The following is a 22,977-nucleotide window of genomic DNA, read 5'->3' as shown; positions in this document are numbered from 1 at the left end:
CCCTCCGCGTCGCTCGCGACCGACCATTCCGGGCATGCGGGCGCTCTCCACACCGCCCGCGCCCGTTCCGGGCTAAAGTGCATGTGCCCTCGACGCCAGCGGGAAAGCGCGAGGGGTTGCGCGGCGTAGCTGCTCACCCCCCACGCTTTCTCCGCTGGCCGCTCGCTCCGGGCGGGTCGGCGCGCGGTGCTGGTTGGGGCCACCTCATGCAGGCGCGCTCTCGCTCGCGCCCGGTAGGGCGCTCGCGAAGGCGCGAGCGAGAGCGCGCAGATGGTTCTGTCGGTCGTTGTCGTCGGAAAACCGCGATGTAGCAGCATCGCGGTGTCGGCGCGTGAGCGCCTTCGGAACTTGGTGAAGTCCCAATGTCAAGTAACAGCTCTAGTAGCAAGGTCGTTACGGTGGATGAACAGGCATTCGAGAACGCGGGCGAGCAGGCGGTCGATGAAGATGGCTTCCCGGTCGTCGACGAGACGCCGGAGTTCGAGGCGGCGGTCGAGCAGGAGACGCAGGCGAAGGTGGATGCGAACCACCCGGACGGGATCGCGGACACGAGCGAGGACCGGATTCACGGTGTTACCCTCGAACAGGAGGAGCGCATTCGGGCGCGGGAAGCCGAACTGGAGCGCATCAGTGCCCAAGCCGAACTGGGAACACAGGAGGGACGCGCGAAGCGGACGCGAGACATCGCAGCGAAGCGGAGCGCTGAGAGGCGTGTGGAGTTCCAGAAGCGGGCGGCGAGCGTGAATCCGATAGCGGACCCGGAGCGAGACGATCCCCGTGCAGAGCTCACGCAGGAGCAGTTGGCAGCGGTGAACAAACAGTCGATGCGGTTGGCCGAGAAGTTGGATGGCTGGTCGCGAGCAGCGATTGGCCGGCGGCTGGGTGAAGCCGTCGTCGGTGGGAAAGACCTGACGAGTGCAGTCGTCGGGGTGTTCGAGGAGTTACAGACGGCACCTGGGACGGTGATTCCCATCGGGAAGATCGAGGACATCAATCGCAAAGAGGTGTGCGTTGAGGGTCGGGTCGAGGTACTCTGGGATGCGGACTCGCCGGCCATCGCTCAAGTCGGGCTGGTCGCGGACGACAGTGGGAAAACGAAGGTGACGATTTGGGAGAAATCAGATGCGCCGTGGATTGAAGAGGGTGAGCAGGTGCGTATTCACAAGGCGGCCCGGAACTGGTACGATGGGCGCGTCTCACTGGCCGTTACCGGGTGGACTACGATTCATTTCCCAGAGCGCGGTCGGTGGTGGGAATAGCCGGTCATCGTTCCCCCTTTTTTGCTGGTGTGTACGCGGTCACCGCCACCTCCCACCACCTCCACGGTCCGGGCAGCTCACGGCGCCAGGGCGCCGTTGCGCGGCCGGGCTTTCGCCACCGCGGTCCATCGGTGTCACCACCGCCCCCTGTGGTGTGTATGTGCCCCCTGATGGATGAGGGCAATCCGAGAGACGCGATGCGCGTGTATTCCCTCGTGTGTATCCATGGCAACCAGAGACATCTACGAGACAGCGTTCGACGAAGACGTCCAGACCGACACGGAGTCGAATCAGTGTCCCGAGTGCGACGGCCGGGTCACCACCAACGCAGTCGAAACCGTCTGCGAGGACTGTGGCCTCGTTATTGAGGAGCAACGTCTCGACCACGGGCCAGAGTGGCGAGGGTTCGACGAAGACGAGCGCGACCGGACGGGTGCCCCACTCACTGCGGCCCGCCACGATCGCGGCCTGTCGACGGAAATCGGTCGCGGCACCGACGCGAACGGGAACGAACTTTCCGGGCAGAAGCGACGGCGACTCGCGCGGATGCGCCGTGAGCAGACCCGTGGGCGGTTTCAGTCGAAAGCGGAACGGAACCTCGCACACGGGCTGGGCGAAGTGCGCCGGTTGGCGAGTGCCCTCGAGCTCTCCGAGTCGATTCGCGATCAGGCGTGCCAGCTCTTCAGGAGCGCGCAAAACGAGGATCTGCTTCGTGGCAGATCTATCGAGGCGATCGCCGCGGCCAGCGTCCACGGGGCCTGCCGGTGCAACGGCCGGTCGCAGCTCCTCGACGACATTCTGACGGTGGCGACGGTCGCAGAATCGCGGGTCACGAACGCGTACAAGACACTCAACAAGGAGCTGGGACTCCCAGCCAAACCCGTGAGGCCGACGATGTACATTCCACGGCTGGCATCCGACCTCGACTGCCCGGAGCGGATCCGACGTCGGGCGCGAGTACTTGCCGAAGCAGCCGAGGAGGCGGGGGTGACGACCGGCGTCCACCCGGCCGGCTTCGCCGCGGCCTGTCTCTACACGGCCGGCCAAGAACAGGGGCGGTGGGTGACGCAGTATGCTGTCGCCGAGTCCGGGAACGTCACGCCGACGACTGTCCAGGCGCATTACGAGACACTAAAAGAGCAGGTAGCCTGAGAACGCTCCTGCACGAACACAGTCAAAAAGAGATAGTTTTCTCAGAAAATTATTTGTTTCTAGCCCGCGTAGCACCCAGTATGACCGAGACGTGGGACGACGTCAACGAGCAGGTCAAAACGGACTGGAAAGACGACACCACGCCATTCGAGCGGGTGTACGAAGTCGTTGAACAGACCCACGACGGGCAGTCGGCAGCCAAGATCGGCGAGCGGGCCCTCGTGAGCGAGCCGACAGCGCGTCGCCACTGTAAGTCGCTCGTGAACACGGGCTTCGCCGAGACGGAACAGGAGGGCCAAACGACGCTGTACAAGCGCAACAGTGATCGGGTGTTGATGTCCCGGATCCGCGAGCTACGTGAGGAAGTCACTCGACCGGAGTTGCTTGACAGTATCCAGGAGATGAAGGCCGAGATCCGGCGCTACGAGGACCGGTACGATGTGGTGTCCCCGGAAGAACTCGCCCAGCAACTTGACGCCGACGAGACGAAGGGCTGGGATGACCTCACCGCGTGGCGCACGACGCGACAGAACCTCGCCGTCGCGCAAGCAGCACTCGCGTACGACGAGGCCAGGCACCAGCTCGCTGTATGAGCGACGACGACCGCGCCGGCGAGTTCGGACCCATCTATCTTCCGGCACTCCAGCGGATTCGTGACCTCTGGCTCGACCTCGAACCGCTCGTTGACGCCACAGCGTACGACGATGTCGTCGCTCCCACGGAACTGCAGATCAATCTCAGCGATGGGCTTGCCGATGCCGAGAGCGCTCGGCTCGATATCCAGTGGAGCGAACTGGGGATGTATTCATTCCATTACGTCGATAGCAACGACGTCAACTGGCGTTTCGATCGCCACCCGAACACACACTCCCCCGAGATCCACTTTCATCCCCCGCCCGCGGCCGCGACGACGGACGCCGAACCGTCGTGTATCGACGTGACTGAGGTCTCACTCGTGACGCGTGCCGTCCACACAATGTGGCGGGCAGCGTACGAGGACAACAACGTCGACCAGTTGAATAGCGCCTCAAACCCGCCGTAAGGCGACATTATCGCATGGCGCGGTCAGCCACGTCCATCATCTGCTCGCGAGCAGCTTCGACATCCGAGTAGAGCACCAACGCGTGCTTGATGAGGCGACGGTCCTCCAGGTTCTCTTCCCAGCGTGTAATCACGTCACGGCGTTCGTGAAGTTCGTCACTTGAGAGATCGCCATCAGCAAGCGACTGTTCGAGCTCTTCCCACGTCTCGACATCGTAGGTCGCCTGCCACTTCTCGATCTCTTCGGTGATCGCGGCCAATTCGTTGCGCAGCTCCTCGCGCGTGTTCTCCTCAATGAGCGAACGGATTTCCTCGAAGAGCAGGCGCGTGTAGTCCGGCTGATAGCGAGTCGTCTCGCCGGCCTCGACGCGACGCAACTGGCCCTGGTCGACGAGATCCTGAAGTTCCTCGTTGGTCGTGCTCCAGGCGGCGTCGGCCTGCTCGCTGATCCAGTTGACCGACCGCGGTTCCCGAAGGGTCTCGGCGACTGCTCGAATACGGTCGCGGGCACTCATCGACTTATCCCACGACTGAACGCCATCTCGCGAGGATTCGGACATGCGTGGCACCTCTTGCAATAGTGTTCGTGCCTTATACTCATATATGGTTGTACCTTCTCGCATAATCAAGAGTTCCTTACGGGCATACGCGTCCGGACATTGAAATACGAAACCGACAGAAGCTATGAGCCAACCGATGCATAACAGATATTCAGACTTTGAGGAACTGCGGCCGACCGGCGAGGCGTCCCACGTTCCGGACACGAGGCTGGACGACGGGTACGAAGGTAACCCCAGACGGCAACGTGTCGCGACGAGCACTGACGGCTATCCTGCTGCGCCGACGGCCACCGACGGCGAGTGCCGGTCCTGTGGGGCGTCAGTTCCAGACGGACAGACGAAATGCCGGTTCTGTCTCAGCAACCATCTCGAGAGTGACACCACCAGCACGGGCGAGTCAGCGTCGACGACGGTCCTCGGTATCGTCCACCTAGTCGTCGAGTCGACCACGTTCTACGGCGCCGTCGCGAAGGGCGGCGCGGCAGCGAACCTCCTCTCCGCCAACGAGGCGGAGCCGGCCGTCGACGACTACACGCTCATCTACGATCTCGACGAGGCACCGGCTCGCCAGCTGGCCGAGCAATGGCCCTCACTTCCCGACGCGGTACAGGTGTCCTCAGCGGAGGGAGAGCAGCTTCTCAGTGCCGCCCGTGACCGGACAGGGTGCCACGGCCAGGGAGCCACGGCGCAGCAGCAGCAGCAGCCCCCGACGCGCCTCTACGACCAGCGTGGGGACGGCATCCGCGACGCGTCGCGTCTCGACGCGATCCTCGACGACACCGACGACGCGATGTGGCTAATCCCGGCGATGGTGTTGACCGAATCCGCTCGGGAGGATGAAACTGACAGCCAGGTGTCGTCGGTACCGACAACGGAGCAACTCGACTGTCAGAACTGTGGACGGACGACCGACCATCGGTTCAAGACCCACGAGCCGATTCCTGATGAGTCGTGGACGGGCCAACCGATCTGGGAGTGCCGGGTATGTGGCACAGCTCGCTACGGCCCCAGTCTCGAGTAGCGCCAGCGCTGGGCGTCGGTTAACCAACAGCCTGCGCATTCCCCCCGCGTTTTGTTGGTTAAGGCCGTGACCTCCTCGAACCCCGACGCCAGTCTCGTAGGAGTCTTTCCGCGCCGGCGAGCGGTGAGGCGCTTCCGATGGAGCAAGAGTTCAAACAAGGCTACCGGATGCATCGTATACTCAGCAATCTCAACCGGCTCGATGTCGACCGGTTGGACGACGCGGATCGAGAGCGAGTCGAGACCGCGAGAGAACTCCTAGAAGAGGTGAGCATTCTCACGCGGCCGGGCGACGGAGCCGGGGAGGATGCCCACGCAGACACCTAACTGGAGTCCCCGGCCACACCTCGTCGGGAGGCACCTCTTGCGTCTGTTTATCACCCCCGACAGGGGTACGGGGGCAACCCCGTGAAGTCCAGATATGGCGACACTGCAAGCTGCGACGACATCGACCGGCGCATTCGTATCGAATCCACAGGCAGTCCGCGAGCTCTGTGAGAGCTACTGCTTCGGGACGCTCGACTGGGAGGTGACCGAAGACGGAGAGCTCACCATCTGGGGGAACGATGACTTCGAGGTGTACGAGGCGCGTGAGAACGGCCTCCCTGACTACGAAGGCGGCATCGTGACCCACGAGTTCTTGCGAGAACTCGCCGACCATCTCGAAGCCGACGAAGAGTTCGATATCCAGACGGCGGGATTTACCAAGTGTCGCTTCCCAGTGCTGGCGAAGCGGTACGTCGTTCGCGACGGCGAAGTCCTCCACGCGGACCTCAGTTCCCCCGACCCGATCGACGAGTAGCGTTGTTCGTCCCCCCAGAGGGGTGCGGGGCGATCCAGTCGCGGTCGCCCTGCGAGGTGAGTGTTCAAATGGGTCACCGCGCACTTGTTGCGTACGAACGCACAGACGGACAGTACACGCTCCACTACAGCCACTGGGGTGCAGCAAATCTGAAGCTCAAACATCGAATCTCGGCGGAGTCGCCGTTCGGTGGCGAAGACACCGACTCCAAGTGGGCGAAGCAGCTCCTCGCGGAGTTGGCCGATGGCCTCGAGGCAGAAGCCGTCGACGGCTACCTCGCTGACGAGAATCGACCGTCGACAGTCGTCGAACCGAAGCCCCGAGCCACCGGGCTCACCCTCGACGAGATCGTCGCTGACCACCTCGACTACCTCCACCACGAGGCGTTCTTCGTGGTGTCGACGACGTTCGAGGTAACCGCCTATCGGACGCTGTGGTTCGGACTCCAGTACGACTCGGAGACAGTCGAACAGGGAGAGACGGTCGAGAACGGCGCGCTCGCGACGGTGCGCTGGTACGACGGCGAGCCGGTCGGCGACGGCCACCTGCAGGGACAGTTTGCGGCCCTCAAAGACGTCGTCGGCGATATGCTCGACAAGGGCGTCTTCACGCCGTCGACGGCGAGACAGTACCTGAAACGGAAGCTGGCCGAACGAGTCGGAGACCGACAGGAGCTGCTCATTCCGACCGAAGAATCACCCTTCGAGACAGCGAGTCTCGGCAAGCCGTAACACCAATCCCTTAGTGGATACCGGGGAACACACAAGTATGTCAAATCAATCTGAAGACGGTCTTCGTGTCTGGCTTGTCGAACGAACGTACTCCGATGACGAACAGAACCTGATCATCCTCACCTACGCGACGCCCGATGGAGAACAGTACTATCGGAAGGAACGCGCACTCACGTCCTTCACCGACGTCCGAGACACGACAGCAGCAGTCGATGCTGAACCCGGCAATCTTGGCATGGTCGATGACCCCGACCTCCAAGAGCAATACGCGGCCGAAGCACAGCGAATGCAGGAAGTTCACGACCCTGACGACGTAATCTGAGGTCTACTGGTCGACAACGCTGCAGGCCATGGGTTATGTCGTAGCAGGCCTTAGACGGGGTATGCGCGAACTCGTCTTCGCTCTCGAATACGAGCCCGGCTGTAACAGGGTGGCTGACGCTCTCGCCGACCACTCCGACGCCCGCGTCCGCTCGCTCTCGCTGCACGCCACTGCCGAGCGTCTCTGGCGGGTCGACCATGCTACCGGAACTCCTGAGGCGCTCGACGCTATCGAGGACGCCTTTCTCACCGGCGACTACTACGCCGACTGTCTGGCGACTGAGGATTGCGGCGCCACACAGACCACCCGCGTCCTCGACCGCACGGACGACGCGCTCATCCTCTACTCAGATTGGGAGCGCACTCCGACCTGCGCCTCAGTCCCCCACATCGCTCGCGACCACCTCGGCGACGGCGTGCTGTTCGAGACTCGTCACGAGGGCCGCCACTACACGTGGCGACTCATCCACTCCGGTGAGGGCGACATGGCGGCGTTCTTCGACGCTCTCAAAGTCGCCGTCGGGGAGTGCGCCCAGATGGAGATGCTCCGCACAGCGGACACAACATCAGCTAGGGGACGCGACGGGACACCGGGCGGCCTCCCGCCAGCCCAGGAGGCCGCGCTACAGGCCGCGGTCGAACACGGCTATTACGAGTCGCCCCGCGAGGTCGACGTCGGCGAGCTCGCCGAGCATCTCGACGTACCACGGTCAACACTCACCTACCGACTCCGCCGGGCGGAAGAACATTTAGCGAAGGAACATATCGCCGGCGAGCGGGTAGCGGAAGAACGGCTGGCATCGCACTAACGCCCTCGGTTGGAATATTCCAACAAAGACATATCGAACTCCCGCTCCTACCGTGACGTGATGACAGAGAATTCGGACGCAGCGGGGGGAACGAGCGGCGGCGGACAGCGACGTGAGCTGACCGCCCGCCTCGCCGTCCCCGAAATGGACTGTCCCTCTTGCGCCCAAAAGGTGGACAAGGGCCTCCAGCGTGTCGACGGCATTACTGACGCCACCCTCCAGCCGACCACCGGCACAGCCAACGTCACGTACGACCCTGATCGGACTAGCGAAGCCGACGTCGTCAAGGCGATTGAAGGCGCCGGCTACGAGGTCGTCGGGGGCTCGGACGCCGAGGGCGATGATGAGGACAACCAGGCGACCGATGGCGTCGACATCGCACCACCATCGGAGGTCTGGACGAGTCCTCGCGCGAAGAAGACGTGGCTCGGCGCGGCGTTCCTCACCGTCGGGCTCCTCTTCGAGTTCTTCCTCGCAGGACAGAACATCGCCATCGCAAGTGTCCTCGAGTACCCGCTCCACATCGCAGATGTCCTGTTCCTCGGCGCCGTCGCGGCCAGTGGCATCCCGGTCGTCCGTAGCGGGTACTACTCCGCGAAGAACCGGAGTCTGGACATCGACCTGCTAATGGGGACGGCCATCATCGCCGCGACCGGTATCGGCTACTTCGTCGAGGCCGCCACGCTGGCCGTCCTGTTCAGCATCGCCGAGCTGCTCGAGGACTATGCGATGGACAGGGCACGGGACTCCCTGCGCGAGCTGATGGAACTCTCGCCCGACGAGGCGACCGTCCTTCGCGATGGTGAGGAAGTCACGGTGCCCGCCGAGGAGGTCGACGTTGGCGAGACCGTCGTCGTTCGCCCCGGCGACAAGATTCCGCTCGACGGGACGGTCATCGAAGGCGAGAGTGCAGTCGACCAGTCGCCGATCACGGGCGAGAGCGTCCCCGTCGACAAGACTGCCGGCGACGAAGTGTACGCGGGCAGCATCAACGAGGAAGGATACCTCGAGTTCGAGGCCACTTCGGCCGCCTCGGAGTCGACGCTCTCGCAGATCATCGAGATGGTGCAGGGCGCACAGGCGAAGAAGACCGAGTCTGAGCAGTTCGTCGACCGCTTCTCCGGCTACTACACACCCCTCGTCGTCGTGCTGGCAATCCTGACCGCCGCTATCCCGCCGCTGGTTATCGCCGACCCCATCTCGGTGGACGTGGCCGGGTACGGGTTCACCTTCGCGGGCGACTGGCAGGCGTGGTTCATTCGGGGGCTTACTCTGCTGGTGATCGCCTGCCCCTGTGCGTTCGTCATCTCCACACCCGTCTCGGTGGTGTCGGGCATCACCAGCGCCGCGAAGAACGGTGTCCTCATCAAAGGCGGCAACCACCTCGAAGCGATGGGCGAGGTGGACGCCATCGCCCTCGACAAGACTGGTACCCTCACCAAGGGCGAACTCGCGGTCACGGACGTCGTAGCGCTTGGCGGTACGAACGACGAGACGGTACTCCAGCACGCGGCTGCACTCGAGCAGCGAAGCGAACACCCAATCGCCGAGGCGATACTCGAACGCGCCGAAAAGGATGCCGGCGATGACGTGCCGAGTATCGAGAAATTCGAGAGCATCACCGGGAAGGGGATCAGCGCAGACATCGACGGTGAGACGTACTATGCAGGCAAGCCCGCCCTCTTCGAGGAGTTGGGTTTCGACCTGTCGCACGCCCACCTCCGTGCCGACGGCGGCGCAGTCGCCGAAGTGGCCCACGAGCAGTGCGAACGCGAGGACTGCACCGACCTCGAGGACGGCGCGATCTCGCGGTTCGAGAATGAGGGGAAGACGGTAGTCCTCGTCGGCACGGATACCGAATTGATCGGCATTATCGCCATTGCCGACGAGGTGCGGCCGGCCGCCGAACGGGCGGTCGCACGGCTGCACGAACTCGGCGTCGCGCATGTCGTGATGCTGACCGGCGACAACGAGGGGACGGCCCGTGCGATCGCCGAACAGGTCGGCGTCGACGAGTATCGCGCAGAACTATTGCCCGACGAGAAGGTCGATGCCGTGGAGGCGTTACAGGCGGAGTACGGCGACGTGGCGATGGTCGGCGACGGCATCAACGACGCGCCTGCGCTGGCGACCGCTGAGGTCGGCATCGCGATGGGCGCGGCCGGAACGGACACCGCAATCGAGACCGCCGACATCGCGCTGATGGGCGACGACATCGGCAAGCTGCCGTATCTCTACGGGCTGTCGCACACGGCGAACGGCGTGATCCGTCAGAACATCTGGTCGAGCCTCGGCGTGAAGGCCCTGCTTGCACTCGGCGTCCCGCTGGGACTGGTGAGCGTCGCGGTCGCGGTCATCGTCGGCGACATGGGGATGAGCCTCGGCGTCACCGGGAACGCGATGCGGTTGTCACGAATCGCGCCTGAACGCATGGACAGTAAGACTGGCCAAGAAACGGGTGCCTGAACCCATGAACACTAGCGAGGAAGGCAGTGCCACCTTATGCAGAACTGTACCACTCGTCGAACGCGAGAGCAACGAGCTCTCTGAACCCCTTCGGGCAGGTCCAACTGCTCGAATCCCGTCTCCCGAGAACGGGGACAAGAATAACCGTTACTCCGTTTGAAGTATTCCACAATAATGAACCCCTTCAATGCGATCCGCGAGTTCGAAGCCGATGGAACGACCTACAAGATGGCCGACCTCACCGTCCTCGAAGAGGAAGGCCTCTGTGAACTTGATAAACTCCCGGTTAGCATCCGTGTCATGCTCGAATCCGTCCTCCGAAACGCCGATGGGGAGGACATTACCGAGGACGACATCCGTGACCTCGCTGGCTGGCAACCGGACGTTTCCGACGCCGACATTCCGTTCCAGCCGTCCCGGGTCATCCTCCAGGACCTCACAGGCGTCCCTGCCGTCGTAGACCTCGCGGCGCTCCGGTCGGCCGTCGACCGCAAGGACCGCGACCCAACTCTCGTCGAACCCGAGGTGCCCATCGACCTCGTGATCGACCACAGCGTCCAAGTGGACTACTTCGGTAGCGAGGACGCCTACGAGAAGAACGTCGAACTGGAGTACGAGCGCAACAGCGAACGGTACCGGGCACTGAAGTGGGCGCAAAACGCCTTCGACGACTTCAGCGTCGTCCCACCTGGAACGGGAATTGTTCACCAGGTGAACCTAGAGTATCTCGGGCAGGTCGTCCACGAACGCGAGCAGAACGGCGAGAACTGGCTGCTTCCGGACACGCTCGTCGGCACGGACAGTCACACGCCGATGATCGGCGGCATCGGCGTCGTCGGCTGGGGCGTCGGTGGCATCGAGGCCGAAGCCGCGATGCTCGGCCAGCCCATCACGATGAACCTCCCCGAAGTCGTCGGCGTCAAACTTACGGGTGAACTCCCCGAGGGTGCGACAGCGACCGACCTCGTACTGCACGTCACCGAACTGCTCCGGGACGTCGGCGTCGTCGACCGATTCGTCGAGTTCTACGGCCCCGCCGTGGAGACGCTGACCGTCCCTGACCGGGCGACCATCGCCAATATGGCCCCCGAGCAGGGCTCGACCATCAGCATGTTCCCCGTCGACGAGGCCACCCTCGACTACCTCGAACTGACGGGCCGCGACGAGAAACACATCGAACTCGTCCGGAACTACCTGGACGCCCAGGGGTTGTTCGGCGAGCAGAATCCCGAATACACCGAGACAGTCGAACTGGACCTCTCGACAGTCACTCCAAGCCTCGCCGGCCCCAAGAAGCCCCAGTCCCGCGTCGAGATGGGTGACATGCGGGGCCACTTCCGGGAGTTACTCCACGGCGAGTTCGAAGAAGCCCTCGATGAAATCGATGAGGAGGCGCTGGCCCGGTGGCTCGGAGAGGGCGGCAACACCCAGGCCGAGTTGACCGGAGAACCAACCGACGCCGAACGAACTGACGGCGGCGTTCAACAAGCGGGCGACACTGAAAAACAGAATCTGGGACCCCTCACGAAGCGCGCTACAGTGAACCTCGACGGCAACGAAATCGAGATCGGGCACGGGAGCGTCGTCGTTAGCGCCATCACCAGCTGTACGAACACGTCAAATCCGTCCGTGATGCTGGCAGCCGGGCTCCTGGCGAAGAACGCCGTCGAGCGCGGCCTCGACGTCCCGGACTACGTCAAGACCAGCCTCGCACCCGGCAGCCGCGTCGTCACCCAGTACCTCGAAGCATCGGGACTCTTGCCGTACCTCGAAGACCTGGGTTACAACGTCGTGGGCTACGGCTGTACGACCTGCATCGGAAACGCAGGGCCACTCCCCGAACCGATTGAGACCGCGATCGACGAACACGACCTCTGGACGACGAGCGTACTCTCCGGGAATCGGAACTTCGAGGCACGCATCCATCCAAAAGTGCGGGCGAACTACCTCGCCAGCCCACCGCTGGTGGTGGCATACGGGCTGGCCGGTCGGATGGACATCGATCTGGAGCACGACCCGCTGGGGTACGACGAGGACGGCAACCCGGTCTATCTGTCGGACCTCTGGCCGGACAGCGACGAGATCCACGAAGCCGTCCACGACTTCGTCGACCCGTCGATGTTCGAGGAGAAGTACGCCTCCGTGTTCGAGGGCGACGAACGATGGGAGGCGTTGGATGCGCCGACTGGCGAGGTCTACGAGTGGGACGAGGACTCGACGTACATCCGGGAACCGCCGTTTTTCAAGGACTTCCCACTGGAGAAACCTAGCGTCTCCAACGTCGAGGATGCACGGTGTCTGTTGACACTGGGTGATACGGTGACGACCGACCACATCAGCCCCGCAGGACCGTTCGGCTCGGACCTCCCCGCCGGGCAGTGGCTGATGGACCACGGTGTCGAGCCTCACGAGTTCAACACGTACGGTGCCCGCCGGGGCAACCACGAGGTGATGATGCGGGGGACGTTCGCCAACGTCCGCATCGAGAACCAGATGCTCGACGACGTCGAAGGCGGCTACACGATTCACCAGCCGACGGACGAGCAGACGACCGTGTTCGAGGCCAGCCAGCGCTACCACGAGGAGGGGACGCCCCTCGTCGTGATGGCGGGCGAGGAGTTCGGAACCGGCTCGAGTCGTGACTGGGCGGCGAAGGGAACCGACCTCCTCGGCGTTCGCGCAACCATCGCCGAGAGCTACGAGCGCATCTACCGGGACAATCTCGTCGGGATGGGCGTGCTGCCGTTGCAGTTCCAGGACGGCGACTCGTGTGAAGCGCTCGGACTAGACGGGTCAGAAGTCTTCGCTATCTACGGGTTGGACGACGGGCTGGAGCCGATGGCCGAGTTGACGGTGACTGCGGAGCGGTCGGACGGGTCGTCGGTCGAGTTCCCGGTGACGGCCCAGGTCGGGACGCCCGCCGGTGTGCGATATGTTGAACACGGCGGTATCCTGCACTACGTGCTTCGGCAACTTCTGACCGACTCGTGACGCGTTCCGGGTGAAATCGCGTAGGATCGACTGCTTTCAGGTATCTGGTTTTGTATTTGGAACTACTTAGAATCGAAAACAGCAGTACTGTGTTGAGGAGAAGTCCGATTTGGTTGCGATCCTCATTTCATTCCAAACACATTCAGCCGTAAAAGTTCCCTTCTGTTCTAATCAATCACACACCCAATATAGCTCAAGCCACTCATACTACGTTCAGCCATTCACACAGCCTCAGATGCCAATCATCAGTTATGAGTTCTCATGAGAGCCGTGTTTGTTATTGCACCGGCGATGGGTGCCGGCGCAGCAGGAGCGAGCGAGCAATCACTCCCGATGCGTCGGCGTTTCGAGGTGTTCGAGATGCATATGGTGATTTACGCACTGGTAGAGGCATCGACGCACGACGACGCGCTGGTCACCGGAAAGACGGTGTTCGATCGCCTGGTCGGCGCGGACCCACATGCCGGCGCCGTCTTCGACTACTATGTGACCTTCGACGAGGAGGACACGTCCGTTGCGGGGAAGGCGCGATGGGGAGATCTCCCGACCGCGGTGCCCGTCGACTCCGATGACGGCCAAGACCTGCTTGAGCGTGGCTGGGAGGCGACGAAAGAGGAGTTCGATCGGAATCTCGAACGGGTGAGGGAAGCACTTGACGAACTCTCCGATGAGGAGATCATGCGCGACGAAGATCTCGCTCGGCACGCGTTCCACCAGGTCGGTGCCTACGACGGGCCAACGATATTCCTGTACAACGAATATGGGAACGGTATCCGTCACCGTGACCACCTGGATCGAGTGCTGGAGGAGAGCGAGGAGCTCTGGATCGTGCCCGCCGACGTCCACTTCTAACAGATGTCCCGGATCACAAATTGGAAGCGCGAGAGCCGCACGCCCACACTCGCATACCGGAATACGGAGACCGGCGCTCGGGCTGTCTTACACCGAGCACCGGGCTCGTACCGCTACAAGTGGCGTGGCGTAATCCTCGTCGACGGCTACCCGGTGTGGTCGCGGGGGTACGAGACGAAGGATGCGAAATCGTTCCGTGACGAGCTCCGTGACCGGCCAGCGCCCGAGCTGAGCTGTCCCGAGTGTCCGAACAGCGACGTGGCAACCGGTGGAAAAACGGCTGACGGCGCGAAGGTTCAGCGCTGGTTCGAGTGTCGGAGCTGTGGGTACGAAGCATCCTCGAGAATCGTGTACGGCGCCGAGCGCTGATTGATAAGGGTGCATCTGCGAGGGCGTTTATTTTTGGGCCGAGAGGGGTGGCCCGTCTCAATCGGGCCAGATTCACAGATGAGTCTGGAAGTCATCAACCGTCACAGCGAAGCACTGTTCGAATTCCTCTGGTGTCCCGTCTGCGGGCACGAGGGATTCAGTCACATCCCCTTCGAGGGGATGTTCTGCAAGAACTGTAACACGCAGGTCGTCCTCCAAGAGTCCCGAGAAAATCGAGGCTACGAGGAGGCCGTCCTTGCCTGCTTCAACACGGATTCGACGTGGAACCTTCACGTCGACAAAAAACTGCATCGTGACCTGCCTGACGGCTCGGCGCGGGTGAAGGTCCTCGGTGCCCCAGACGACTATGAGGTCGACTGGTGGAGTCCGAAGCCAGATGAGGACTGGGAGCCAGTCGAGCGTGGTGAATTCGACGACATGGAGGAACCAGACGAGGTGTCACATCTCGCGTAGCGGATTACAATCCCGCTGCGACTGTGTGGTGTTGTTTCTGCGCCGGCGATGGGTGCCGGCGCACACGCGCCGGCGAGTACCGATGTCGACACGAAGTCAACTCCGATTCGTGCAACGAGTCGAACAGACCGGTGAGACAGATGGCGGCGCCGACCGCGTCGCGCAAGTGTACCGGCATTCGGATGGCTACCCGGGCAGCGTCCTCCGGGATCTTGCACAGCTGAAAGAGCTGCTCGATGCGACCCGGGCCGAGCGCGAACCGGGGTACACGGCGGCGACGTTCGTGTTCCTCGACAAGCTCTCGACGGTCGACCTCTATCTGGACGGGGACCCAGAGCGAACGATCGACGCGGCTCAGCCAGCGGATCTCCTCGAGCCGTCCAATATGGAGCACCTCGACCAGCCGCTGTTCCTGCTGGGCCACGGCGTCGAGAATCCGGCAGACGGCATCCATGGCGACGAGGAGTACCTCTACGTCGTGGAACTCCCGACGGAGAACCCGTTTGACGAGCCGACCGAGTGGACAGTCAAAGTGAGCGGTCACTCCGCGTTCCCCCGCTGGGACGGTCCGACCGACGAGGCCTTCGAGCGGGCGAGCTGGCAGTTCCACGGGTCGCTCGGGGATGCACTCACAAACCTGGTTACTGGATAGCTATTTCGTCAAGCTAAATCCAGAAACGTATTTATACGAGTGGGTATTAGGGTATACATAGATGATTTCAAAGGCCGGACTCACTGTGATCGACGCGCTGAGTACCGGTCGCGAGGCGACGCCAGTAGCCCTCGCAACGGAAACCGGGTATTCACAGGCACACATCTACGAGGTGCTCGATGACTTGCTGGACGCGGGGCTCTTGGTCGAACGCCGTGGCCCCAACAACCAGCGGCACGTCCGTGTCGCCGACCACCCGGTCATTGAAGCGTACCGGACGCTGCAGTCTGAACTCAGTCACGTTGATTGGGCTGCCCTCCTCTCGCCTGCGACCCTCCAAGTGTGCTGGTTTCTCGACAAGCCCCGCCGCGTATCCGCGATTGCAGAGCGACTCGGGATTACGCGCCAAGGCGTTCACAAGGCGCTGTCGCCGCTCAAACATCGGGCGATGCTGTCCCCGTCCGGCCCCGAGTATGCGGTGAGTGAGGACCTCGCGCCGCTGCTGGCGTTCGCGCAGGCCGTCGTGACCCACGAGCACCGGTCACGAGCACGGGAGATCGCGCCGAGTGCGACTGTCGAGTGGTGCGATCCGAAACACGCACTCGTCCGCGTGCAGACCACCGAGGATACGGACACGCTCCTAGACAGACCTGATTGGCAGGTTACTGGACTCGGTCGATTCGAGGAATACGGGCTACAGTTCTTCCTCGCGGGCGAACCCGCGTTCTGGTATGCACCCGAGGAGGAACTCACGCCCGCCGACGTAGTGTGTCACACCCTCGTCCGCAATAATGAATCCCGTCGCGTTAGCTATGCAATGCTGTTGATCGAAAAGTTGGACATCGACCAAGAGACGCTTACAGACACTGCAACGTGGTACGATCTGGAATCCACGATCGCTGCGATGTACCAGGCACTGCAGGAAGGGGTTGAGGACTCGGACGAGCTCCCTGTCGTCCTTCCAAGTGAATCAGAATTTATGGCGCTCAAAGAGCAGTACGGAGTCGCATGACTGTATTCAAGGGTGGCGAGGCGATCAAAGAGTTCCTCGAGGAGTTCGACAGTTGGCTCTCGGAGTCCGTGACGGTGTATCTCCTCGGCGGATCTGCGATGACAGTGCGTGGATTGAAAGACCAGACCGAAGATATCGATCTCGCAGTAGGTGTGGTGTCCGAGTTCGAGCACGTCCTCCAGACGCTCATGTCGCAGGAATTCACGGTTGTCGATGAACCGACGGAGTCGTTCGAGGGCGTCGGAAAAACCGTCGAACTACATCACGAAGATCGCGGGTTTCGGATCGATCTCTTCGAACGGCAGATCGTCGGAAAAGTCTGGATCACCGACCGAATGCACGACCGGGCCGAAGAGTTCTGGACCGGGCGTTGCGTAACCGCATTCATCCTCTCGGATGAGGATATGTTCCTGCTGAAAGCAGTCTCCGGCGGTGACCTCGCGAGTGGCCGGCGCCGCGACATCGAAGATATGCGGAAATACGCCCAGCGTGGGCTGGACTACGAATCGATTCTGACCGAGATCGACGAACAGCGACCATTCAACACTGGCACGACTGAAGCACAACAAATCCGTGATCGTTCACATCCGCTGTTCACGGTCGAGATGGCGGTAAACTCGCTCTCGGGACTGCCGAACACATTCACGTCCCGTATCGAAAAATTTGCAACGGAATTCGAGATCGAATACACTGTTCTGGGAGCGGTCGACGACGGCGTCGACAACCTCGAAGCAGTCCGGGAGCGAGTCCTCGCGAATGTGCGGGCGCTGTCGGACGACCAGGAAGATGCCGTCGACGACGCGATTGAGCGACTCGTTGCAAAGCAGGTTCTCGAGCGCGACGGGGATACGATTCGACTTCGATAAGACGGCACTCGGACTCCGGGTTTGTTTTCCCGTCCCGCAGGGGTGCGGGACGCACGACCGTCCCGGGTCATCGATGAGTTCTGCAAGCGACAGCGAAATCGCACCTGACCACTGGTGGCTGTATCGCCGAACAGACGACGAGCACTTCGTCTTCGCATACGAGTTCTCGAAGTCCGTCCTCTGCCACGTCCAGCAACCCTCGGACTGGCTGGTCCGGGTCGACCGAGCTGATGGGACGATCCTCTTCAGCCAGCACGACCTCCGGTCGCGGGCGGCGGCATTCGACCTCGCCGAGAGCGTCATGGAGCTCTGTACGATGCTCCATCGGGAGGTCGTCACGGAGCGGAGCCAAGCGCGAAAGCCGATGTACGTTGGCCCTCAACCAACCGGGGCCGCGAGCGCGAGCAATCAGGGAGCTGGACGCAGTCCAGATACCGCCCGTCGGCCGTGGGATTCCCGGCCTGACCAACCTCCGACGCGACCACGAGGCTTGGACCATCGGGGGGGTGAGTTCCGATGACCGGCGGCCGAGCATACCGCGGCGAACGCCGTATGGGTGGACAGCTAGTGTACACGCCCGATGGCGATGTGCTGGACAAGCATCTCCACGTTCTGCGCCGCGCCCCTGGTGGGTTCGACTGGGGACCGGAGGCCGATGCAGCCCGCATCGATCAGCTCGCCATCGCGCTGCTGGCCGATTCAGCGACGAAGAACATCGCGCTCGATCACTACAAGGAATTCGCGCAGTACCTGCGTGAAGAGCTCAAAGGCGACGAGTGGCGGCTTCCGACCAGCGACATTTCAGCCGATACCTGGTCGCGGGACATCGACGTCGCTGATGAGACGCCGTCACCGGAGGACGTCGACATCACGGCGGTCGATTTCGACGAGATGATCTTCACGGTCGAGCGAGCACTCTGCGAGAAGCACGGCATCAGCGTCCACCAGAGCGCCGACGATCGCCGCGAGGAACTGGAGGAGACCCGCCGGGCAGTCCAACCAGAAGCTACCGACTCGGAGGAATCAAGCACCGACACCGGCGGCTTCGAGTTCCCCGCAGCTAGCCAGTAGGGACGGCGAGGGCGTTTCCGGATCTGTTTGTAGAACCCCCGAGAGGGGTGCGGGGGTCACCACCCCGCGACGTACCGATGAACGGAAACGCACGACGCCCCACGGCGAACGTAGTCCAGGCAGAAGCGCTCGCTAACCGTCGCGACGACTCCGTCGAATACGTCGGCTTTCGCGTCGACGGCCAAGCCGTCGTTCTGAATCTCTCCGAACACCAGCGTCTCACTCCTGATCGGAGTCTCGATCTGGTCAACCACAGCCCGACAGGCTTCGAGTGGGGATATACTGGAAGCGGGCCCGCACAGCTCGCCTGCGGGCTCCTCCTCGACTACTACAACGATGCCCAGGTCGCGAGAGAACACTACATCGCGTTCCGGAATCGCGTGATCAGCCAGCTCGAGTGTGACGGTCCGGCGGCGTGCTGGCACCTCACCGGCGAAGAGATCGACACCGCAATGGCGACAATCACCGACGACATCGTCGCCCTTCCCGACGGCGGGGAACCATCACCGACGCTCCCCGAGAACTGGCGAACGGTCACCCGCCCCGACCGGCGGATCTTCCAGCGCGCTGATCGCGACCACTACATCGTGCTCGGGGAGGGAGGCGACGGCTGGCTGGCCGTCCTCTGCAGTCAGGGCGATCGCGCCTATCCGGCACCCCTGGCGAGCCGGACGGTACCGGACGATGTCGATGTCGAGCGGGCCATCCGTGCCCTCGTCGACGAGAGCAACGACCTAATCGAGCCACCGGAGGAGGAGTGCTGATGGAGACGCTTCGGCTGTCACGAGCCACCCACCAGCTGATCGAACGCGGGGTCAAGGCGATCGAGAAAATCGGTCGCGAACTGGAACGGTACAACGACCGGCAAGAGCAGACTGACGGCACCGACTCGTGACTCAGACACGTTCTCCCGACCAGCGGCGGAGTACCGGCTTCCAGTACACGCGCACTCCCGAGGGGTGCTCATGTCCCATTCATCGCGACGGCCAGCCGGTCACGGCGCCACTCGGGTTGCGGTTCGCAGAGCGCGTCCATATCGAATCGATCCCGCGGCACGTCGCCGGCGCAATCTACGAAGCCCATCATTCCTATATGGACAGTGTCCCGCGGACGAACCTCGTCCATCACGGACTCTGTTACCAGGACCAGCTACTGGGTGCGATTACGTGGCGCTATCCGCTGATTCGCTCCTTGGAGTACGACGGGACGCGATACGAGGGTGACGAGATCGTCGAGGCGGCACGGATCTGCATCGGCGTCGATTTCCCGAATCTTGCCTCCGCCGCCCTCGCTCGGTCGATGGAGCGGTTCGTGCGTCGGCACGGCCGGCGGCGAGGCGTTCGCCTTCTGCTGACGTTCGTGCGAGCTGACTTCGACGGCTCGATGATTAAAGCGCTCAGAGACAAGGGCTGGCACTGTGCCGGGAAAACGGAACCCGGACAGGCAGGTAACCGACCCGACAAGCAAATCCGAGAGCGACCAAAGTGGCGGTTCCTCTGTGAAGTTCCTGATGAGTCTGAGCGGAAACAGTCCCCACTCGGACGGTGGGCTCCGTGACTACGAATGCCCGTCTCGATGAGTTCACAGCAGAGGAAAACTCGGACAACCAGCCGGAGCGCGATCCATCTGTAGTCGAGCGACTGTTGGACCCGATATCACCGGCCCAGGGGCTGCGACTCATCCCCGGCCAGGGTGACCCAGTGTTCCTCCAAAACAGGGGAACTGAACGCTACCTGTTCCGGGATGCCCACGAGCGGTGGTTCATCCTCCAGCCCTCGGCCAAGGAGTCGGTCGACGACTTCGTTCGCTGGGTGTATCTCCCCGACGGCAAACCCGCCGAGATCGCCCAGACTGCGATCCGTCAACGGACGGTTCGCGGCTACCGGTACGTTCAGCGAAGAGGAGCTCCCGAGCCGGTTGGGACGATGGTGACAGCGATGTACGTTAGTGAGCCCTGGCCCGACGATGTCTACGAGTGTGGATCCTGCGGAGCCGAGTTCGAGTCGCCCCGTGCTCACGCCCTTCACTGCTGGGAGGACCATCCCTGGGTTCCGAACCCGGAGCAGGTTCGGCTACGCCGCTCCAGCACCGAGTAACGACAGTGCGGCAGTTTCCCGACGGTGGTTCGATTAACCAACAGACAGCCCCTTCCTAGGTCAGTGTTGGTTAACGTGGTGTTGTTGTTGCGCCCGGCAGAGGGGCGCAGGGCGCGAGACGATGCAGGCAGCCGTCGATGAGCGTTCCTGCGTCGAGGTGACTACAATGAAAGACCCAGAGTCGAGAACCATCTTCGCTGGCGTCGATGGACGTACCAACACCGAACTGCCCGAGTGGTACCATCAGCGTCACGGGAGCGACGACGCCGTGACCTTCGCGGAGGCGATCCGTGACCTCCCGCAGGCCGTCGAGACGACCGTGGCGTACCAGAACCCCTACACCGACGAGTGGGTCGAGACGGAGCGGTTCAACGCGCTCGTCGAGCCAAGTCGCGCTCGCTCGCAGGCCCGAGAGGACAACGCCGAGACCGATCCACTATTTCACATTCCGACTGACAGCTACGCGATCATCAACCCGGTCGACATCTACGGGCCGCTGGAGGAGGTCCTCCGCGAGGAGACCATCGAGGGGACGCCGCTGGGTGACGTGATGTTCGGGGAAATCCGGCGCTACCGGGGCGGCGGCGAGGTCCACATGGACATCATGTTCGACGGCCTCGAGGTGCGCTTCCCTGGCCGGTCGGACCCGATCACGATGGGCGTCACGTCGGGGTACGACTTCTTCGGCGAGCACGCCGTCTACGTGGAGGGGTTCGCCCAGGACGGGTACTGTTCGAATACGATGCGCTCGCTCACCGACAAGGAGGTCATCAAGCATGTCGGCGACGTGCGGAACTTCCGGACCTGGTGGGAGGAGATCCTCGCACAGGTCGAACTCGTCGCCGACGACCTCTTCGAGTTCATCCGGGACGCCCAGGACATCGACCTCGACTTCTCGGAGCTCCCGTTCACCGTCACCGAGTTTTACAGCCTGCTAGGATTCCCGGACTATCTCGCAGAGCGTGCTGCCGAAGATGCCGAGGCGAACGCAGCGTCGCCGTTCGAAATCGATATGTGGACACTGCACTCCGGCGCGACATACGCGCTCACCCACTTCTTCCAAGGCAAGGAGGGTGCGTCGCTGGACGGCTACGTTCGCACGGCCAACGACATCCTGTTCAACCCCGAGGGTACCATCGAGCGGGTCGAGCGATCCTACGAGGAGGAGCTGGAGGCGGACGGCGACGACGGGTCGCAGGCGTCGCTCGCCGGCGAGCGGGCGCTCGCGAGCATCGAGCGCGTCAGCGACGATCTACAGGAGAAGGTCGACCAGTTCGAGGAGCGTGAGGACGCGCTTCGTGAGCGGTTCCAGGACGCGATGAGCTGATTGTCGGAGCGGCGTTCACTGAAACGATCCTCAAATAGCAGTTTACGTGAGAGGTTCCGGTTCCTCGTTATATTCGACTACTAATTCGACATCCTCAGGACCGAGTTCATCGCGTTCCGCTTCCAGCGTCTCAAGAGCGTCTTTGACAGGGAAGAAATCCGGCTTCTCGAGTGCATCTTCTGTCGCCCAGGCGTATCGAATCGTTTGCTCGGAGTCGATAAGGAACACGGCACGCTGCGGGACGCGCTCGTGGTTCTCCCATTCGTCATAACAGACATCATACGACTCGGCAACCCGCCCGGAACTATCACTAAGTAGCGGGAAATTGAGGCCGTATTCCTCGGCGAATGCTCGATGGGCGTAGACGCTGTCACCTGAAATTGCCCAGACATCGAGCGCCGGCGTCAGCTGAAACCACTCTGCATCGCGAATCGCACACAGTTCGTTTGTACAAACAGGACTGAAATCAAACGGGTAAAATACCAGCAACGCAGCCCGATCATCCGCAGTTGTCTCATCCAGGCTGTACTCGGTTTGTTCTCCGTCACGGAGACCTGGAAGAGTAAATGACGGTGCAGACGCTCCCTTGTTTATCATGCGTCACAGTAGCACACGAAGAAAGGATAGTCTTGGGGCTAACACCCCCACCTGAATGGAGGAGCCTCAGATGTGGGATGAAATTCACTGGAGTCCGTACGTCAGGAGTTCGCCGTCGCCCACTCAAGAAGGGGTTCTAATCTCGAACGAATCTCATCCCCCTCATCAGTTAGCGTGTATTCGACGCGTGGCGGAATTTCGTTGTACTGCGTCCGTGAGACGAGTCCTGCTTCCTCGAACTCGTCGAGGCGTTTCGAGATTGTCGACGTGCTCGCTGTCGGAAGGTGGTCTTCGATCTCCGCGAACCGCAGTGAGTCGTGTGCGCCGATGATGCTGACGAGTTGCATCGCGTATTTTCGGCTCAACGTGTCGATAACTCCTGTGAGCGGGCAGTAGCACGTCCCGTCGATATCGCACGCGGGCGCCGATGAAGTAGTATCTGCCATAGCTTCGTGGCCTCCAACCTACTCCATAGCTTCGGACTCTGGAGTATAAGAACTTCCTGTCGT

27 protein-coding genes are annotated in these 22,977 nt (G+C 62.3%); 24 read left to right on the top strand and 3 right to left on the bottom strand.

From position 1 onward, the window contains the following. Positions 1 to 362 precede the first annotated feature (362 nt). From JRZ79_RS24260 to JRZ79_RS24245, 4 genes are all read left to right on the top strand, one after another. Positions 363 to 1,259 carry a replication factor A gene (locus JRZ79_RS24260; RefSeq protein WP_205252808.1) on the top strand — a complete coding sequence of 299 codons (897 nt, stop codon included), beginning with the start codon at positions 363 to 365 and terminating at the stop codon, positions 1,257 to 1,259. 225 nt (positions 1,260 to 1,484) lie between these two features. Then, positions 1,485 to 2,411 (top strand): transcription initiation factor IIB family protein, encoded by a 927-nt coding sequence (locus tag JRZ79_RS24255; RefSeq protein WP_173230999.1) that lies wholly within the window; start codon positions 1,485 to 1,487, stop codon positions 2,409 to 2,411. Between the two features lie 80 nt (positions 2,412 to 2,491). Further along, positions 2,492 to 3,004, top strand: a complete 513-nt coding sequence (locus JRZ79_RS24250) for an ArsR family transcriptional regulator (protein WP_173230998.1) — start codon at positions 2,492 to 2,494, stop codon at positions 3,002 to 3,004. Further along, positions 3,001 to 3,453, top strand: coding sequence for a hypothetical protein (locus JRZ79_RS24245; RefSeq protein WP_173230997.1), 453 nt, complete (start codon positions 3,001 to 3,003; stop codon positions 3,451 to 3,453). The genes JRZ79_RS24250 and JRZ79_RS24245 overlap by 4 nt, the downstream gene beginning before the upstream one ends. Before the next feature lie 7 nt (positions 3,454 to 3,460). Here JRZ79_RS24245 and JRZ79_RS24240 read toward each other — a convergent pair whose 3' ends face one another. Beyond that, the gene (locus JRZ79_RS24240; protein WP_004048598.1) at positions 3,461 to 4,012 is read right to left on the bottom strand and encodes a hypothetical protein; all 552 of its coding nucleotides are present in this window, start codon (positions 4,010 to 4,012) and stop codon (positions 3,461 to 3,463) included. 136 nt (positions 4,013 to 4,148) lie between these two features. Here JRZ79_RS24240 and JRZ79_RS24235 point away from each other — a divergent pair, with 136 nt between their 5' ends. From JRZ79_RS24235 to JRZ79_RS24145, 20 genes are all read left to right on the top strand, one after another. Beyond that, positions 4,149 to 5,033, top strand: a complete 885-nt coding sequence (locus JRZ79_RS24235; RefSeq protein WP_004048597.1) for a hypothetical protein — start codon at positions 4,149 to 4,151, stop codon at positions 5,031 to 5,033. Positions 5,034 to 5,170: 137 nt separating this feature from the next. Continuing rightward, positions 5,171 to 5,359 carry a hypothetical protein gene (locus JRZ79_RS24230; RefSeq protein ID WP_004048596.1) on the top strand — a complete coding sequence of 63 codons (189 nt, stop codon included), beginning with the start codon at positions 5,171 to 5,173 and terminating at the stop codon, positions 5,357 to 5,359. A gap of 94 nt (positions 5,360 to 5,453) precedes the next feature. Continuing rightward, positions 5,454 to 5,834: a hypothetical protein gene (locus JRZ79_RS24225; RefSeq protein ID WP_004048595.1), complete on the top strand. Its 381-nt coding sequence runs from the start codon at positions 5,454 to 5,456 to the stop codon at positions 5,832 to 5,834. Between the two features lie 68 nt (positions 5,835 to 5,902). Further along, a complete protein-coding gene (locus JRZ79_RS24220; protein WP_205252807.1) occupies positions 5,903 to 6,565 on the top strand; it encodes a DUF6735 family protein in 663 nt (220 codons plus the stop codon). A gap of 37 nt (positions 6,566 to 6,602) precedes the next feature. Continuing rightward, complete coding sequence (locus JRZ79_RS24215) at positions 6,603 to 6,887, top strand: hypothetical protein (RefSeq protein WP_049983734.1); 285 nt, start codon at positions 6,603 to 6,605, stop codon at positions 6,885 to 6,887. Between the two features lie 61 nt (positions 6,888 to 6,948). Continuing rightward, the gene (locus JRZ79_RS24210; RefSeq protein WP_205252806.1) at positions 6,949 to 7,695 is read left to right on the top strand and encodes a helix-turn-helix domain-containing protein; all 747 of its coding nucleotides are present in this window, start codon (positions 6,949 to 6,951) and stop codon (positions 7,693 to 7,695) included. A 60-nt stretch (positions 7,696 to 7,755) separates the two neighbouring features. Next, positions 7,756 to 10,161: a cation-translocating P-type ATPase gene (locus JRZ79_RS24205; RefSeq protein WP_205252805.1), complete on the top strand. Its 2,406-nt coding sequence runs from the start codon at positions 7,756 to 7,758 to the stop codon at positions 10,159 to 10,161. A 174-nt stretch (positions 10,162 to 10,335) separates the two neighbouring features. Then, a complete protein-coding gene (locus JRZ79_RS24200; protein WP_092635704.1) occupies positions 10,336 to 13,152 on the top strand; it encodes an aconitate hydratase in 2,817 nt (938 codons plus the stop codon). Positions 13,153 to 13,512: 360 nt separating this feature from the next. Beyond that, positions 13,513 to 14,004: a hypothetical protein gene (locus JRZ79_RS24195; protein ID WP_205252859.1), complete on the top strand. Its 492-nt coding sequence runs from the start codon at positions 13,513 to 13,515 to the stop codon at positions 14,002 to 14,004. A 3-nt stretch (positions 14,005 to 14,007) separates the two neighbouring features. Further along, positions 14,008 to 14,373: a hypothetical protein gene (locus tag JRZ79_RS24190; RefSeq protein ID WP_205252804.1), complete on the top strand. Its 366-nt coding sequence runs from the start codon at positions 14,008 to 14,010 to the stop codon at positions 14,371 to 14,373. A 78-nt stretch (positions 14,374 to 14,451) separates the two neighbouring features. Then, the gene (locus JRZ79_RS24185) at positions 14,452 to 14,847 is read left to right on the top strand and encodes a hypothetical protein (RefSeq protein ID WP_092817773.1); all 396 of its coding nucleotides are present in this window, start codon (positions 14,452 to 14,454) and stop codon (positions 14,845 to 14,847) included. A gap of 82 nt (positions 14,848 to 14,929) precedes the next feature. Next, the gene (locus tag JRZ79_RS24180; protein WP_205252803.1) at positions 14,930 to 15,499 is read left to right on the top strand and encodes a hypothetical protein; all 570 of its coding nucleotides are present in this window, start codon (positions 14,930 to 14,932) and stop codon (positions 15,497 to 15,499) included. A 61-nt stretch (positions 15,500 to 15,560) separates the two neighbouring features. After that, positions 15,561 to 16,511, top strand: a complete 951-nt coding sequence (locus tag JRZ79_RS24175; RefSeq protein WP_205252802.1) for a MarR family transcriptional regulator — start codon at positions 15,561 to 15,563, stop codon at positions 16,509 to 16,511. Continuing rightward, positions 16,508 to 17,377 carry a hypothetical protein gene (locus tag JRZ79_RS24170; RefSeq protein ID WP_205252801.1) on the top strand — a complete coding sequence of 290 codons (870 nt, stop codon included), beginning with the start codon at positions 16,508 to 16,510 and terminating at the stop codon, positions 17,375 to 17,377. Before JRZ79_RS24175 ends, JRZ79_RS24170 begins: the two co-directional genes overlap by 4 nt. A 552-nt stretch (positions 17,378 to 17,929) precedes the next feature. Continuing rightward, positions 17,930 to 18,448 (top strand): DUF6166 domain-containing protein, encoded by a 519-nt coding sequence (locus tag JRZ79_RS24165; protein ID WP_231546372.1) that lies wholly within the window; start codon positions 17,930 to 17,932, stop codon positions 18,446 to 18,448. A 77-nt stretch (positions 18,449 to 18,525) separates the two neighbouring features. Continuing rightward, positions 18,526 to 19,212 (top strand): DUF6166 domain-containing protein, encoded by a 687-nt coding sequence (locus tag JRZ79_RS24160; RefSeq protein ID WP_205252799.1) that lies wholly within the window; start codon positions 18,526 to 18,528, stop codon positions 19,210 to 19,212. After that, on the top strand, positions 19,212 to 19,343 hold the full coding sequence (locus JRZ79_RS26155) for a hypothetical protein (protein ID WP_269751353.1): 132 nt from the start codon (positions 19,212 to 19,214) through the stop codon (positions 19,341 to 19,343). Before JRZ79_RS24160 ends, JRZ79_RS26155 begins: the two co-directional genes overlap by 1 nt. Beyond that, positions 19,340 to 20,005 carry a hypothetical protein gene (locus JRZ79_RS24155; RefSeq protein ID WP_231546371.1) on the top strand — a complete coding sequence of 222 codons (666 nt, stop codon included), beginning with the start codon at positions 19,340 to 19,342 and terminating at the stop codon, positions 20,003 to 20,005. The genes JRZ79_RS26155 and JRZ79_RS24155 overlap by 4 nt, the downstream gene beginning before the upstream one ends. Further along, positions 20,002 to 20,544 (top strand): hypothetical protein, encoded by a 543-nt coding sequence (locus JRZ79_RS24150; RefSeq protein WP_205252797.1) that lies wholly within the window; start codon positions 20,002 to 20,004, stop codon positions 20,542 to 20,544. The genes JRZ79_RS24155 and JRZ79_RS24150 overlap by 4 nt, the downstream gene beginning before the upstream one ends. Positions 20,545 to 20,710: 166 nt before the next feature. Next, positions 20,711 to 21,871 carry a hypothetical protein gene (locus tag JRZ79_RS24145; protein ID WP_231546370.1) on the top strand — a complete coding sequence of 387 codons (1,161 nt, stop codon included), beginning with the start codon at positions 20,711 to 20,713 and terminating at the stop codon, positions 21,869 to 21,871. A 42-nt stretch (positions 21,872 to 21,913) separates the two neighbouring features. Here JRZ79_RS24145 and JRZ79_RS24140 read toward each other — a convergent pair whose 3' ends face one another. Together JRZ79_RS24140 and JRZ79_RS24135 are read right to left on the bottom strand one after the other, a co-directional pair. Then, entirely contained in the window at positions 21,914 to 22,468 is a 555-nt protein-coding gene (locus tag JRZ79_RS24140; RefSeq protein WP_205252795.1) for a peroxiredoxin, read from the bottom strand. Between the two features lie 101 nt (positions 22,469 to 22,569). Next, positions 22,570 to 22,914, bottom strand: a complete 345-nt coding sequence (locus tag JRZ79_RS24135) for a helix-turn-helix domain-containing protein (RefSeq protein WP_205252794.1) — start codon at positions 22,912 to 22,914, stop codon at positions 22,570 to 22,572. Positions 22,915 to 22,977 lie beyond the last annotated feature (63 nt).

Source organism: Halobacterium sp. BOL4-2 (assembly GCF_016917835.2).
Classification (GTDB): domain Archaea; phylum Halobacteriota; class Halobacteria; order Halobacteriales; family Halobacteriaceae; genus Halobacterium; species Halobacterium salinarum.
The sequence above is the reverse complement of the archived record's forward strand: the minus strand, read 5'-3'. Positions and strand labels throughout refer to the sequence as shown.